12 protein-coding genes are annotated in these 15,358 nt (G+C 60.2%); 6 read left to right on the top strand and 6 right to left on the bottom strand.

Annotated elements, in window-relative coordinates; genetic code table 11:
* Positions 1–6: 6 nt before the first annotated feature.
* A complete protein-coding gene (locus tag ACSOSP_RS39305) occupies positions 7–1,707 on the bottom strand; it encodes a peptide ABC transporter substrate-binding protein (protein ID WP_455314399.1) in 1,701 nt (566 codons plus the stop codon).
* 538 nt (positions 1,708–2,245) lie between these two features.
* Here ACSOSP_RS39305 and ACSOSP_RS39300 point away from each other — a divergent pair.
* From ACSOSP_RS39300 to ACSOSP_RS39290, 3 genes are all read left to right on the top strand, one after another.
* Complete coding sequence (locus ACSOSP_RS39300; RefSeq protein WP_455314398.1) at positions 2,246–3,133, top strand: LysR substrate-binding domain-containing protein; 888 nt, start codon at positions 2,246–2,248, stop codon at positions 3,131–3,133.
* Between the two features lie 306 nt (positions 3,134–3,439).
* The gene (gene ggt, locus ACSOSP_RS39295; protein ID WP_455314397.1) at positions 3,440–5,179 is read left to right on the top strand and encodes a gamma-glutamyltransferase; all 1,740 of its coding nucleotides are present in this window, start codon (positions 3,440–3,442) and stop codon (positions 5,177–5,179) included.
* Positions 5,180–5,506: 327 nt separating this feature from the next.
* On the top strand, positions 5,507–6,901 hold the full coding sequence (locus ACSOSP_RS39290; protein ID WP_455314396.1) for an NCS2 family permease: 1,395 nt from the start codon (positions 5,507–5,509) through the stop codon (positions 6,899–6,901).
* Positions 6,902–7,077: 176 nt separating this feature from the next.
* Here ACSOSP_RS39290 and ACSOSP_RS39285 read toward each other — a convergent pair whose 3' ends face one another.
* The 3 genes from ACSOSP_RS39285 to ACSOSP_RS39275 form a co-directional block, all read right to left on the bottom strand.
* On the bottom strand, positions 7,078–7,227 hold the full coding sequence (locus ACSOSP_RS39285; RefSeq protein WP_455314395.1) for a hypothetical protein: 150 nt from the start codon (positions 7,225–7,227) through the stop codon (positions 7,078–7,080).
* A 208-nt stretch (positions 7,228–7,435) separates the two neighbouring features.
* Positions 7,436–8,527, bottom strand: a complete 1,092-nt coding sequence (locus ACSOSP_RS39280; RefSeq protein ID WP_455314394.1) for a calcium:proton antiporter — start codon at positions 8,525–8,527, stop codon at positions 7,436–7,438.
* Between the two features lie 459 nt (positions 8,528–8,986).
* On the bottom strand, positions 8,987–9,418 hold the full coding sequence (locus tag ACSOSP_RS39275) for an OsmC family protein (protein ID WP_455314393.1): 432 nt from the start codon (positions 9,416–9,418) through the stop codon (positions 8,987–8,989).
* A 197-nt stretch (positions 9,419–9,615) separates the two neighbouring features.
* On the opposite strand from ACSOSP_RS39275, the gene ACSOSP_RS39270 reads away from it, so the two are divergent.
* The 3 genes from ACSOSP_RS39270 (at position 9,616) to ACSOSP_RS39260 (ending at position 12,865) form a co-directional block, all read left to right on the top strand.
* Positions 9,616–10,956: an NAD(P)/FAD-dependent oxidoreductase gene (locus ACSOSP_RS39270; protein WP_455314392.1), complete on the top strand. Its 1,341-nt coding sequence runs from the start codon at positions 9,616–9,618 to the stop codon at positions 10,954–10,956.
* A gap of 436 nt (positions 10,957–11,392) precedes the next feature.
* A complete protein-coding gene (locus tag ACSOSP_RS39265; protein ID WP_455314391.1) occupies positions 11,393–12,127 on the top strand; it encodes a hypothetical protein in 735 nt (244 codons plus the stop codon).
* 87 nt (positions 12,128–12,214) lie between these two features.
* A complete protein-coding gene (locus tag ACSOSP_RS39260) occupies positions 12,215–12,865 on the top strand; it encodes a DsbA family oxidoreductase (RefSeq protein WP_455314390.1) in 651 nt (216 codons plus the stop codon).
* A gap of 32 nt (positions 12,866–12,897) precedes the next feature.
* On the opposite strand, the gene waaC is transcribed toward ACSOSP_RS39260, so the two are convergent.
* Both waaC and ypfJ read right to left on the bottom strand, forming a co-directional pair.
* On the bottom strand, positions 12,898–13,908 hold the full coding sequence (gene waaC, locus ACSOSP_RS39255) for a lipopolysaccharide heptosyltransferase I (RefSeq protein WP_455314389.1): 1,011 nt from the start codon (positions 13,906–13,908) through the stop codon (positions 12,898–12,900).
* Between the two features lie 336 nt (positions 13,909–14,244).
* Entirely contained in the window at positions 14,245–15,171 is a 927-nt protein-coding gene (gene ypfJ, locus ACSOSP_RS39250) for a KPN_02809 family neutral zinc metallopeptidase (RefSeq protein ID WP_455314388.1), read from the bottom strand.
* Between the last annotated feature and the right edge of the window lie 187 nt (positions 15,172–15,358).

The following is a 15,358-nucleotide window of genomic DNA, read 5'->3' as shown; positions in this document are numbered from 1 at the left end:
TAGCGCTCAATGCGCCACGATGTACATGTCCTTGCTGCGGTAACGGTCCATCGGGTTCTTCAGCGAATAACCGCCCACATAGCTCTTGACCAGCCTGACCGTGGTGTATTGCAGCAACGGCAGGATTGGATAGTCATCCATCACAAGCTTCGCGGCCTGGGTTTGCAACTGGGTGCGTTTAACCTGGTCCGTGCTTTCATTCGCTTCTTTGATCAGCGCGTCGGCCTTGGGATTGCAATTGCCGCTGTCGTTCTGGTCCGAACCGCATTGCACAAGCTGCAGGAACGTGGTCGCGTCGTTATAGTCCGCCACCCAGCCATTGCGTGCGATCTGGTAGTCGCCGGCATGGCGCTTCTTCAGCAGGACCTTGAACTCCATCGCGTCGATCTGCGTATCGAGACCGAGCTTCGTTTTCCACTCGGAGGCCGCAAAAATAGCCATTTTCTTGTGATAGTCGCTCGTGTTCAGCGCGAAGTGCAGCGTCGTACCCGGCTTCACGCCCGCTTGCGCCAGCAGCTTTTTCGCTTCTTCCACACGCTTGGCCATCGGCCATGTCGACCAGTCGTAGGCCGTCACATCCGCGCCCTTCACGCCCTTCACGATCACGCCATACGCTGGTATCTGGCCGTCCGCGGTGACACGTTGCGCGAGGATGTCACGGTCGATCACCATGGAAAGCGCCTGGCGTACGCGCACGTCCTTGAGCAACGGGTCTTTGTTGTTGAACGAGTAGTAGCGCAGTCCGAGCATGGGGGCGATCTTCATGTCGGCGGCAAACTCCTGCTTGTATTTCGGGTACATGCCGGACGGCAGCTGATACACCCAGTCGTTGTCGCCCGACTGGAACAGCTTGATATCCGAAGTCTCGCTCTCGACCGGCAGATACGTCACTTGCGACAGTTGCACGTGCGCTGCGTCCCAGTACTGCGGGTTGCGCGCCAGCACGAGCTTGTTGTTCACCTGCCAGTCCTTGAGCATGAATGCGCCATTGCTCACCAGCTTGCCGGGTTTGGTCCAGTCCTTGCCGTATTTATCGACGGCGGTCTTGTTGATCGGACCAAGATTCGTATTCGACATCAGTTCCGGAATGAACGACACCGGATACGGCGTCCTGACCTCGACCGTGTACGGGTCGATGGCGCGCACGCCCAGCGTGTCCGGTGACTTCTTGCCCGCCACGATTTCAGCACCATTCAGCAAGAAGATGCCGAACGTACTGGCATACGGCGAAGCAATTTTCGGGTCGACAAGCCGCCGACAGCCGTACACGAAATCGCTTGCGACCACCGGCTCGCCGTTGGACCATTTGGCGTTCTTTCGCAGATGGAAGATCCACGTGGTTGCATCCTTCTGCTCCCATTTTTCCGCCACGCCAGGCACGACGGTGCCGTCGGCATCGGTTGCGGTCAGCCCTTCGAACAGGTCGCGCGTGACGTTGTTGGACGGCACGGTCTCAGCCAGGTTCGGATCGAGGGTCTCGACCTCGGACGCGTTGTTACGCACGAGCTCTTGCTTGGCGGCAAGCTGCACGCCGGGCGGCACGATAGCCGCATGAGCCAGATGAACGTTGCTTGCGGCTGCAACACAGACACTCGCGGCAAGGGCCGGAAGCCACTTGCCCGGCACGCGGCGATGAACAGCATCGCCTGGACGAAAAAACGCGTCAACGCGTGCGCTACGGGCAACGAGAGCTGCAAACAACGTCATGGGAATCCTTATTATTCATGTGTGCATCAAGCACGAAGCGCTGGAGCATAAGGGCTTTTGACCCTATGCAACACGCCGATTCGTGCCGTTATGTGTAGCTTTTTGTCGCTATGTACCGCCGTTCGTATGCCGAAGCAGACCGACGGCGGCCAGCATCTTAGCCCACCTAACATTTCACTTTCGAATTTGCAGTTGGAGCGTTGGCATCGTGTGCCTGCCCGCGACCCACATTCGCTTCCTTCTCCAACAGTTGCCTTCAAAAATCTTTACACATATCCTACGAACCGACGGTATAAGCGAGTTCGCCGGGAGTATTTCAGAGCAATAAAGTGGAATCCACTCACATGTGCTTATAGACCATGTCTTTTGGGTATAGGCAGGAGCTTGCGCGTTTCACTTGTGCTATATCCACGCGCGCGCGGCCGTTTGTCAGCAAGCACGCGCGGATCGCGCTACCATCGGCGTCCTTGAGAATCACGAAGGTAGATGCAAGACAATGATCCGTTTTCGACAGATAGAAGCTTTTCGCTCATTGATCATGATGGGTACCAGCGTCGGGGCCGCGCGCGCGCTTCACGTCACGCAACCCGCCATCAGCCGCCTGATCGCGGATTTAGAGGCCGACCTCGGTTTTAGCCTGTTCAGCCGCGTGGGCGGCCGCTTGAATCCGACTAACGCAGGATTGCGCTTTTACAAGTCGGTCGAAGAGAATTTCCTCGGGCTGGAACGCCTCAAACAGGTCGCCGAAATCATTCGCGACGAGGCTTCCGAAGGGCTGACCATCGCGTGCTTGCCGGTGGTCGCGAGCACCCTGCTGCCGCCCATCCTGGCCGACTTCGTCGAGCGTCATCCGGGCGTGCCCATTCGCGTCGATTCGGTCAAGGTGCCGGAGGTCCTCACCATTTTGCAGAACCACAAGGCTGACGTTGCGATCAGCCAGTCGTTTGCCGCGGTTGCCGGGATCGAGGTGGAGAAACTGCTGCACGCGCGCGGGCAGTGCGCCATGCCGGCGTCGCATCGGCTGGCGAAGAAAAAATGCGTGACGCTCGAGGACCTGCGCGGCGAACGCATCATCGGCTGGTTGCCGAATTCACGGCAGCCCTATGCGGCAGAGCAGTCGCTGTTCGCGGCCGGCGAAAACCGGGCGAACTACACGGTCATGACCGACACCGCGCATACACGCTATGCGATGGTGGCGGGCGGCCTGGGTATATCGATTGTCGAACCGTTTGCAGCCAAGGTGTGGCGCGCGCACGGCGTGGTCGTGCGGCCGTTCGATGCCGCGATCGAATATGAATACGTGCTGTCGTATCCGAGCAGCGGCATACGCTCGGATCTGGTTGCTTCGTTTCGCGAGTCGGTGCTGCGCGTGGTGGCCACGTACTCTCTCGACGAAACGTCGGCGCCTGCGGGTGCCGAGGCCTGACAAGAGGCCTGAAACGCATTCCTGAGACGCGAGCCCGACTCAGGACAAGCGGTCCGCGGGATAACTTGCCCGCGCGGCCACTCGGATCACGCGACTCTATCGCCTCTCTCCGGACGGCCTGAGCCTGCTCACGGTCCAAGCACGGGGCTTCCCACCCTTTCGGAATCAATTACGCCCGTGGTATAAGCCCCGGAGCGTTTCCGCTTGAGCGCGGCACCGGAAAAGGCGACGCGGAACACCGGTTACAACCGGTTACCCACGCTCACCCGCAGGCGGGCACCCATTTTCAGGAGGAGCAAGATGTCCATGAAGAAGTCCGTGAGTTTGCTGCACCGGACACGTCCGTTCGCGCTTGGAACGCTCGCTACAGCAGCGTTTTCGCTCTCGTTCGGGTTTGTCGAAAGCACGCCCGCCTACGCGAAAGTCGCGCCGCAACCCGCTGTCCTGACCGCATCGGCGGTGGCAGTCGCCGACAAGTTCGCAGCCGACGCCGCCGAGCAGGTCCTCAAGGAAGGCGGCAATGCCGTCGATGCAGCCGTCGCAATCGCCTTCACGCTGGCGGTGACCTACCCTGAAGCGGGCAACCTGGGCGGCGGCGGTTTCATGACGCTCTACGTGGATCATCGTCCCTACTTCCTCGACTATCGCGAGCGCGCCCCCATTGCCGCCACGAAGAACATGTATCTCGATGACAAAGGTGAAGTCATCAAGGGCATGAGCTTGTACGGATATCGCGCGGTCGGCGTGCCGGGTACAGTCTCGGGCATGTGGGAAGCGCAGAAGCGCTTCGGCAAGCTGAAATGGAAACAGGTCGTCGCGCCCGCGATCAAGTACGCGCAGGACGGCTTCGAAGTCAGCGACCAATTGCAGGAACGCAAGGACGCCGCATCGAAGGACTTCGCCGGCAAGACCAACTTCGACAGTTACTTCGGAACCCTGAATAAAGGCGTCAACTTCAAACAGCCGGAGCTGGCGGCCACGCTTCAGCGCATCTCGGACAAGGGTGCGAAGGGATTTTATGAAGGACAGACAGCGGACCTGATTGCAACTGCCATGACAGGCCATGGCCTGATCACATCGCAGGACCTGAAGGAATACAAGGCGGTTTGGCGCCAGCCGGTGCTCGCGAGCTGGAACGGCTATCGCATCATCACCGCGCCGCCGCCGAGTTCCGGTGGTATCGGTCTCGTTCAGTTGTTGAAGATGAAGGCCGATCTCAAGGACAAGTATGCCAACGTGCTGCTCGACTCCGCGCAGTACATTCACCTGACCGCGGAAATTGAAAAGCGCGTGTTCGCGGACCGCGCCCAGTATCTCGGCGATCCCGATTTCTACAAGGTGCCGGTCGCCCAGCTCATTGACGACGACTACATCCTCAAGCGTGCATCGGAGGTCAATCCCGACACGCCGTCGGACACCAAGAGCGTCGTTCCGGGCCTGGGCACCACCATGCCGGAAAAGGCTGAAACCACGCACTTCTCGGTGGTCGACAAGTGGGGCAACGCGGTATCGAATACGTACACCATCAACGGCTATTTCGGCTCAGGCGTGGTGGTGGATGGCACGGGTGTTGTGCTGAACGACGAGATGGACGACTTCTCCTCGAAGCCGGGTGTCGCGAACATGTTCGGTGTAGTCGGCAGCGACGCCAACGCCATTGAGCCGCGCAAACGCCCGCTTTCCTCGATGACACCGACCATCCTCACGAAGGACGATCAGGTCGCCATGGTGATCGGGACGCCGGGCGGCTCGCGTATCTTTACATCGATCTTTCAGGTAATCACCAACGTCTACGACTTCTCCATGCCGCTGCCTGACGCCGTCGCGGCAATGCGCTTTCATCATCAGTTGCTCCCGCCGAACACGATTTTCTGGGAGCCGTACAAGCCCATTGACGGCGATCTCGCGAAGGAACTGGAAGCGAAGGGATATACGCTCGCGAAACAGGGTTTCAACGGCGATATCCAGGTCATCAAGATCAATGACAAGACGCCGGAACCGGCTGCCGATCCCCGTGGCCGCGGCGTGACGCGTGTGATCCAGTAAGCGGCAGCGGTTGTTCCAGACAGGTTGTAGTCAGACGAAAGGGCCAGGTCATCCAAGACCTGGCCCTTTTGTTTTGTATCGTACGCGTGCTCCGTCAAAGCCAATGCGAAACGGACCTTATAAGGATCGCGGCATGACTGGAATCCCATTTTTGAGATTGGAGGCGGCTTTATGTTGCCCTAGTCTCTGTTCTGGCCCAGTCCAGTGCGTTGGCTCCCGCCAACACGACAAATAAACCTATCGAGACGACCCTGAAGACGGCGCGCCCGGTCTGCGAAAGACCATCCGGCCCGCTTGTTTCAGCCTGCTGATAAAGGAGAACAGCTCATGATGGAACCCCACGTCCAGCCGCTTGGCGGCATCGACATCCAGGATGACGCACCCGCGTCCCAATCAAGCGGATTGATCGACAAATACTTTCAAATCAGTGCACGCGGCAGTACGCAACGGCGCGAAGTGATCGCCGGGATCACTACCTTCCTGGCGATGGTTTATTCCGTGTTCGTCGTCCCGGAGATGCTCGGCAAGGCCGGATTCGACACCCGCGCCGTGTTCGTGGCGGTCTGCCTGACGACGGCGTTCGGCTCGCTCCTGATGGGCATCTGGGCTCGCTTGCCTATCGCGATAGGCTGCGCAATCTCGCTCACGGCGTTCACCGCGTTCGGGCTGGTGCTGGGCAAAGGGCTCTCGCCAGCCGTCGCGCTTGGCGCCGTCTTCCTGATGGGCGTCACCTTCACCGCGATCTCCGTCACCGGCGTGCGCTCGTGGATCCTGCGCAATCTGCCGGCAGGCGTGGCGCACGGCACGGGGATCGGTATCGGCTTGTTTCTGTTGCTGATCGCAACGAACGATGTCGGCCTGATCGTCAAGAATCCGGGCGCGGGATTGCCCGTTTCGCTCGGCCATATCACGGCGTTTCCCGTGCTGATGTCGATCTTCGGGCTCGCGGCGATCATCGGACTCGAACGCCGGCGCGTGCCGGGCGGCATCTTGCTGGTGGTGGTCGGGTTGTCGGCGCTGGGACTGGCCTTCGATCCCGCCGTCCGGTTCACCGGCGTGTTCGCGCTGCCCTCGCTGAGTGCACCTGGACATGCGTCGCTGATCGGCGCCATGGACATTCGCGGCGCGCTTTCGCTGGCCGTGCTGCCTAGTGTGTTCGCATTGGTGATGACCGCTGTCTTCGATGCCACCGGCACGATTCGCGCAGTGGCAGGCCAGGCAGGCCAGATCGACGAGAAAGGCCGCATTGTGAACGGCGGCCGTGCGTTGACGGCAGACTCGGTCAGCTCGATCGTCGCCGCGTGCCTGGGCGGTGCGCCAGCTGCAGCCTATATTGAATCGACTGTGGGCGTGGCGGCAGGCGCGAAATCGGGCCTGGCGGCCGCAACCGTTGGCGTGATGTTCCTGCTGGTGATGTTCTTCTCGCCGCTCGCCGGACTCGTGCCCTCGTACGCAACGGCGCCGGCGCTGATGTACGTCGGCCTGCTGATGCTCGCAAGCGTGAGCAAGCTCCACATGGACGATCTTGTCGACTCCATGTCAGGTCTTGTCTGCGCCGTATTCATTGTGCTGTCGGCGAATATTGTGACCGGCATCATGCTCGGCTTCTGCACGCTCGTGGTCGGGCGCGTAATAGCCGGCGAATACAAGAAGCTCAACGTTGGCACGGTGGTGATTGCCGCAGTGCTTGCCGTGTTTTATCTCGGCGGATGGGCCATCTGACCTGACGGGCTGGCGAGCATTCAGCCCAGTCAGCACGTTCAGAATGACGCCCCGGTTGCCGGCGATTTTCCCGGCAACCCTACTCACCTGGACGAAGACGCTTGAACCGACGTTCGAGAGCGATGGAACAGCTCGACCGGTAAGCCGATTCCGCGCTTGGCCAGGCTACAGCCGATTTACTTCCGGCGATACGCTTCAGCCAGCACTGCGCAATTTTGCAGATGCAGGTTCAGCGCGTGTGCCGCTTCGCGGCTGACAACGGCCTTCGCCTTGCGGAACCATGAACCGAACGAAACCAGCAACGAACTTTGAGCGGTGGTTTTCATGAGAGCACCTCAGCTTGAATTAGGGATTACCCGTTAGGGAATACCCTGATTATACGCATCTGATGCTGCGTTGCAAAAACAATTTTACGATCAGCGCGGTATGGGAGGCGTCAGCGCAACGGCGCGCGGCTCTTGCCCGGATTGGCCAGCCCTTGTATTCCAGACCTGTCCCGGGCGCCAACGGCGTGCCGCCTGTCCCCCGGATTGCTCAAGGCACGACGGAAAGAAACAGGAAGGTCGCGAAAATAACCAGGTGAACGGCGCCTTGCAGCACGGTCGAGCGCCCGGTGCCAAGCGTCAGGACACTCACGATCAAGGTCAGCGCGAGCAGTACGATTTCCTTCGGAGCGAGGCCAAGTGCGATCGGCTGGCTGATCGCAAGCGACACCACCGCCACCGCAGGAATGGTCAGCCCGATACTCGCCAGCGCCGACCCGAGCGCCAGATTCAAGCTCGTCTGCAACCGGTTCAGGCGCGCAGCGCGCAATGCGGCGACGCCTTCCGGCAGCAACACCAGTGCAGCGATCACCACCCCCACCACCGCTTCAGGCGCTCCGGCACTGGCAACCCCCGCCTCGACCGCCGGCGACAGCAACTTCGCCAGCCCGACCACTGAAATCAGCGAAAGCAGCAGCAAACCGCCGGAAGCCCACGCGTAACCATTGGTCGGCAGCGGGGCGTGAACGTCGTCGGATTCGGCGCGATTCGGATCGAGCGCCGGCACCGGCGGCAGGAAATAGTCGCGATGCCGCACCGTCTGCACGAACACGAACACCACGTAAAGCACCAGCGACGTCACGCCCACAAACACCAGTTGCGACGTCGACAACCCCGGCCCTACCACCGTGCTGGTGAAGTTGGGCAAGACCATTGTCAGTACGGACAGCGCACACAGGATAGCGAGTGTCGCGCTCGCGCCCTGCAACTGGAAATTCTGCTCGTGATGGCGCATCCCGCCCACGAGCAGGCAAATCCCGACAATGCCGTTGCACACGATCATGATCGCGGCGAACACCGTGTCGCGCGGCAACGCCGCTTTTTCCGGACCGCCTGAAACCATCACGGAGACGATCAGCGCCACCTCAATCACCGTGACCGCGATCGCGAGCACCAGCGTGCCAAACGGTTCACCGACGCGATGCGCCACCACTTCAGCGTGATGGACCGCGGCGAACACGGCCGCCGCGAGTGCGATGGCGGCAAGTACTAACAGGAAGCCGTTCGGCATGGCGAACGTCAGTCCCAGGATGACAAGTGCGGCAAATGGCGCAATGCACGTCCAGTCCAGCTTGAATTTCATGGATGCTCCAGGCAGTGCTGCGTATGGAAGGAAGTGTCAGGAAGCCTGACCGGCGGTAGGGTTCAGTCCGGCCCGATTAGTTGAAAGTGCCCTCAGATTACAGGTTCTTGACCCGAACGGCCGCTTGCAAGGCTTGCAACAACCGTCTGAAGATGCATGGCCGGCTGTGGACAGCGTTCCTGCCTGCAAAACGTTGGGGAACCCTAAACCGTTATGCGTCAGTGAGTTGGCGGCTGCTCACGCATGTTGTCCACATGGCTATCCACAAAAAATGTGGATAAGTCGCGTCCTTGATTTTAGTCGGTCGCATGTGTCGGTTGGTGGCTGACCATCCGCGCGCAAGTCTGCGGCGCTCAACCTGGAGGGCCTCACGACAGCCACGGACGGCTCACTCCGCACAAAAGAAAGGGCGCGGCTAGTTTCGTGGCCGCGCCCGTGAGTACACCGGTCAAACAAAACTCAGGAGACGAATTCCGTGCTCAACGTGATCTTCGCGTTTCCAGCGAACAGCTTCGACACCGGGCAGCCCTCTTTTGCCGCGTTAGCGAGCTTCTCGAAGGTGGCCGCGTCGGTGCCGGGCACCTTGCCTTTGAGATCCAGATGGCAGGCGGTGATCGTGAAGCCGTCGCCGTCCTTATCCAGCGTCACGGTAGACTTCGTCTCCAGACTTTCCGCCGTGAGGCCCGCCAGCGTAAGTTGCAGGGACAGCGCCATCGTGAAACAACCCGAATGCGCAGCGCCGATCAGTTCTTCGGGATTCGTTCCCGGACCTTCTTCGAAACGGGCTGCAAAACCATAAGGCGCGTCTTTCAATACGCCGGTTTGCGTCGAAATGTAACCTTTACCGTCCTTGATGCCACCACTCCATTTTGCCGATGCTGTCTTTTGCACGAGTGTTCTCCAGAAAGTCAGGGTGGGTATGCCGCGCAATACAGCCGCAGCATGGAATCGACCGTCAGGCCGACTGAAATACGCGGTCGGCTTTGACGCGCCATCGGGTTGAGGAAAGCACACAGGATGCCCGAAAGCACAGCGGGTGTGTTGCCGGATCCATTCTTCCGGCGCAGGTCCCTTACAAAGGAGGATAGATGGGTCCGCCAGTAGTTGAAGTTGTCGAAGATCGTGACCTACCCGAGCGCGTCGATGTTGTCGTTATCGGCGGCGGCATTATCGGTGTGAGCACGGCCCTTTTTCTCGCCGGCAAGGGCATTTCAGTAGCCGTCTGCGAGAAAGGCCAGATTGGCGGCGAGCAATCCAGCCGCAACTGGGGCTGGTGCCGCGCGACACATCGCGACTTGCGCGAGCTGGAACTGAGTCTCGAAAGCCTCAAGCTGTGGCGCGAACTGGACCGCACGCTCGGCATTGACACGGGTTTCAGGGAATGCGGCATCCTCTACGCCGCCGCCGACCTCAAGGCGCTCGCCGATCACGAAAGCTGGCTGGCGCGCGCCGTTGGCCTGGTGGGCCGCGAGGGTATCGACTCACGCATCACATCAAGCGACGAGACGGCCGCACTCATGCCGGGCGCGGCGTACAAGTTTCCCGGCGGCATCTACACACCCTCCGACGGCCGCGCGGAGCCGCAGCGCGCGGCACCCGCCATTGCCCACGCGCTCCGTGCGAAGGGCGTGAAGGTTTTAACGCCGTGCGCGGTGCGCGGCATCGAAACGAGCGCGGGCGCGATCAGCGGCGTCGTGACCGAATACGGCCCGATCCGCTGCTCCAGCGTGGTAGCGGCGGGCGGCGCGTGGACACGCCTGTTTGCCGGCAGCGTTGGCGTCGAACTGCCGCAACTGTCGGTGCGCTCGTCTGTCCTGCGCACGGAACCAATCGACGGCGGACCGGAAGTCAGTGCGTGCAACCTGACGGTCGGATACCGCAAGCGGCTGGATGGCGGCTACACGATCGCAAATGCGTTCCGCAGTCTGGCCGAGATAACGCCCGACAGCTTCCGGCTCTTCAGCCAATACCTGCCCGCGCTGAAAAGCCAGTTCAGGTCGATGGACTTCGCGCTCGGCGCACGATTCTTCGAGGCGTTGCGCCAGCCCCGGACATGGCGCCTTGATCAGCCGACGGTATTTGAAACCGTTCGCACGCTCGATCCGGCGCCCACCCAAAAATTCAACGATGTCGCCATCGACGCGTTTCGTGCCCTCTTCCCGGCACTTGGACACGTGAAAGTGGCGCAGGCATGGGCGGGTTATATCGACGTCACGCCGGATGCCGTGCCTGTGATCTCGGCCGCGCAACAGGTGCCGGGCATGTTCATCGCCACGGGGTTTTCGGGTCACGGCTTCGGGATCGGGCCGGGTGCCGGAAAGCTGATGGCCGATATGGTCGCGAACGATAAACCGCTGGTGGACCCGCAAGCGTTCCGGCTGAGCCGGTTCAGCGACGGCACGAAGATTGAACTGGACGGCGGGTTTTAAGCGCGCAAAGCACAGGAATGCGAATGGTGCAAAATATTACAAATGGCGTTTATGGCGTGCATTGCCCCGAAGGCCCTTGCAGCAAGGACGCCGGCAAGACATGGCATCGCGATTCGGATTGGCACGCCCTCTGTCGCCGCGTTGGCCCCTAGATAAACGAGGTGCAAAAGGGTAGTGTTAGCAATGTGCCTGCGGATACATCGAAATTAGCGTGAGCTAACTTCATAGCGGTGACTTCTTTGATAAGTGGAGGGCTTATGGGCGGCGATGCTTCTTAACGAGAACGAGTGTTTCCTCCGAAGGGCGCCTACAGGCGCCCTTACTTTTTTTTGAGCCCCCTTTTTTTAAACATCAATTCTTGAGATAGAGAATGTGGCGACTCGCTGGCAATCTTGCTTCGCTCGTCGCAATCGTCGGCGTTAGCGCAACCGATCTGGTGGCAGACCGCTGGAAGTCATGGGCAGCTTTAGCCATTTGTCTATTATGCGCGGGCTATGTTGCGTGGCTGGCGCGAAAAGCATTCGACACATTCTCGAAGCTGCATTATCCGGAAGGATATCTTTGCATCTCCAGCTTCTTCCGTTACACCACGCTCGACGGAAAGAATTTCGTACATGAGACGCACCGGCATATTCAGATAAAGACGGCCTTCGAGAAACGGTTCACGCATAAATTCCTGTGGACAGGCAGCAAGGCACCCATCGTCACATCCGATCTTCAAACCGTCTCGGCGGTCGAGCCGGTCGCGGGAGAAAACACCAAGCGCGTTACGCTGACGTTCCCACGCGTACGGATGTTCAACGAAGCGGAGGTGGTTCAGCTCCGAATGGACATCGACGACTCGGATGAGAGAGCGCAAACCTATCTGCGCCAGCGCGTGGACCAGCCTATCCGGCTGATTCATTTTCGGGTTGAGTTGCTGCATGCATCGGCCAAATACTTCGCCCAGTCGGCGCTCGTCACCCGATGCTCCACCGCGCTCGACCACGCAATCCCGGAAGAGTTGAAGCGGGTGCCGTTCGACGCGGTCACCAAGTCATTCAGTCATCAGATCATTGATCCCGATCCGGGGTACCAATACCAGCTCAGTTGGTCCCGCCCGGCGTTGCCGAGGAAAAACACGCCCACTCGCAATGGCCTCGCCGAGCGGGAGGCCGAAGGCTGCGGCTAAATATGACCTAAGCACGGCCGGCGAACCAAAGCTGAATGCGCGGTAGAATTCCGGACTGAATTTCGCCGAATATCAAACGAGCCGTATATGACAAGCTCCAAGCTCTACCTAGATGTCTGGTCCGACTTTGTGTGCCCTTTCTGCTATCTGGAAGTGCCGGTCATCGACCAGTTCAAGAACACCTATGGCGACGCGGTCGAAGTTCGCTGGCACGCGTTCGAACTGCGCCCCGAGCCCATGCAAACGCTCGACCCGGATAGTGACGAGCTGCACGAGACCTGGGAGAACTCCGTCTACCCGGTAGCCAACGAACGCGGTTTGCTGTTGCGCCTTCCGCCGGTTCAACCCCGTAGCCGCAAGGCGTTCGAAACCGCATTTTTCGCGCGCGAGTCGGGGCGATTCGACGTTGTGCATCGTGCAATCTTCAAGGCGTATTTCGAGGACGGCATCGATATCGGCGACACGGATGCGCTGCTGGATATTGCCGCCACGTGCGGCATCGATCCGGAATCGCTGGAAGAAGCATTGCTCGGCGATGAACTCACCGACGCAGTGATCGAAGACGAAGAATTCGCGAAGAAGCTCGGCGTGACGGGCGTGCCGTTCGTCGTGCTGTCGCGTGACGGCGTTGCGGGTCAGGAACCGCCGCCGCCCATCGCGTTGCGCGGCGCGGCGCCAATCGAGCACTTCGAAGCAGCGATCGGGCGCTTATTCCCGGATGGATTTTCGGCCGCTTAAACGCGCATCAGCACGCTTTCTCGAAGCTCGAATCAGGACACGGCCCCCGTCGCGACATCGTGAGCGGCGGGCGCCATCGATCCCGTCAACACGCCTTCTATAGCATCCAGCACCAACGCCACATTCGGCGCCGCATGCTGGTCGCCGACAGAAACCGAATGCGTCGACGTGCCGATGCCAAAATGCTCGCGCGACGTCGCCGTGAAAATCATCACTGTGGGCCGGCCCAACGCATACGCCAGGTGGACCAGCCCGGTATCCATGCCCACGACCAGCGCCGACGCCTCAATACAATGCGCGCACTCGCTCACGGTCAGCTTCGGCAAGACAATCGCGCCCGGCACGAGCGCTGCAATCTGCTCGCCCTCCCGGCGCTCGCCTTCGGTACCCCATGGCAGCGCGATCCGATAACCCCGCGCGGTCAGCGAACGTCCCGTCTCGGCCCATCGGTCGATCGGCCACTTCTTTTCATCGGCGGATGTAGCGTGGAACAGCATGGCGATGGGTGCGCCGTGCGGAAGCTGAAGCGGCGTGGCCAATGGTTGCAGATGAAGATTGAAGTCGGGGGTTTCGTCGAAGGTATAACCCAGCGCATCGGCCACGCTCACGCGCATGCCACGCCACGCATCGGTTTTCGGCCTCGGCCCGAAACGTTTGTTGTACGCAAACGCCGCACCGAGTTCGCCCAGATCCTTGTTCTTGTAACCGTAACGCCGCCGTCCGCGAGCCAGGAACGCGATGATCGCGCTCTTGTAGACGCCATGGATGTCCAGGATCACATCGTACTTCTCGGCCCGCAGCTCTCCGATCGACGCAGCGATATCTTTCAAGTCTGACCAGCTTCGTGCTTTCTTGAACTTGCGCAGCGGCGCGCTCAACACACGGTCCACGGCCGGATTCCAGCGAATGATGTCGGCAAAGGCCGCGTCTGCCGCCCAGTCGATCTTGGCGGACGGAAATGCACGGCGAAGATCGGAGACAACAGGTTGCGTCTCTACGATATCGCCCAACGATGTCACCTTGACAATCAGGATTCGCTTCATGGGGATGCTATGGGACCTTTAATTCGCTTGCGCGTGGATTCATGCCGCGACGCATGAACCGCTACCGCTTGACGGCTGGATCGCTTGACCGGTAACGCTTTCGGTAGATCGAAAGCCATTCGGATCATGATCGATTTGAAAACCGGAATTCAAATAAATTGGCTTAATGCCGCGCTGTCAGGATTTGTAAGTTCCGCAGCGCGCGTTCTGCCCGAATTATCCGTCGAATTAACGGTTTTCACTACTATTTCACGGTCTTTCATGAACAAAGCGCCCAACCTTCGGGCGCTTTGACAGTGAAACTTGCGTTGCCCGGTGATCAGGAACGAAGAGCGCTCAGAGCGTTTTGGAGCCGAACGTGTCGCACTGCCCCAGATCGCCAGTCGCCAAGCCCCGATTCAACCAGCGCTGCCGCTGCGCGCTCGTGCCATGCGTAAACGCTTCCGGAACCACGCGCCCCTGCGTCTGCTTCTGCAGCCGGTCGTCGCCTATTGCGCCCGCCGCGTTCAGCCCTTCCTGGAAGTCACCGGGCTCGATCAGCTTCGCGTTGTTCTTCTGGGCCACGTTGGCCCAGACACCCGCGAAACAATCCGCCTGCAACTCGACACGCACCGACAACTGGTTGGCCTGTTCCCGCGACATCCGTTGCCGGGCGGCATCGACTTTATTCATGATGCCCAGCACGTTCTGCACATGGTGGCCGACTTCGTGTGCAATCACGTACGCCTGCGCAAAATCTCCGCCCGCGCCAAAGCGGTCGCGCAACTCGCGATAGAACGACAAATCGATGTACACCGTCCGGTCGTTCGGGCAGTAGAACGGCCCCATGGCTGACTGGCCGGTTCCACACGCGGTCGCGGTGCCTCCGGTGAAAAGAACGAGCTTCGGCGCCGGGTAATCCTGGTTGTAGCGGGTCCGGAAAATCTGCTGCCATGTGCGCTCGGTGTTGCCGAGCACCCGGCGCACGAACACCGCGTCTCGATCGTTCGCGCTCGCCTGCGGCTGAACGCTTGGGTCCATCTGCCGCTGCTGCGTTTGCGGCTGACTGTATGGAGCAGTCTGCGAACCACTCTGCCCGGTCGAACCGCCGCTCAGGATCAGCATGGGATCGATACCGAAAAAGTAGGCGGCCGCCAACGCCACGACAATCGTGCCGATACCAATCGAGCGCCCTCCGCCGATGCGAAATCCTCCGCCCCCGCCTCCCCCGGCGCCACGCCGGTCCTCCACATTGCGGCTCTCTGCTTCGTCATCAAGACGCATGATTTCTCTCTCCCGTTGCGGTGTCTGGTTGCTTTGTGCCTTGCTGCAGGCCTGTTATCCCGATGTGGAAAACTGCCGCGATGCCGTTGCGTGATGGTACCCGGCGTATGGCGGCGCACCACCGGAGAATCTCGCCGACAAGATCACGACGCGCCGGATTGTCTTTGACGCAGTGCGGTTGATTGTC

The sequence above is a fragment of the Caballeronia sp. KNU42 genome (genome assembly GCF_053760385.1).
Note: the sequence above shows the minus strand (reverse complement) of the source record. Positions and strands in the feature narration are given on the sequence as shown.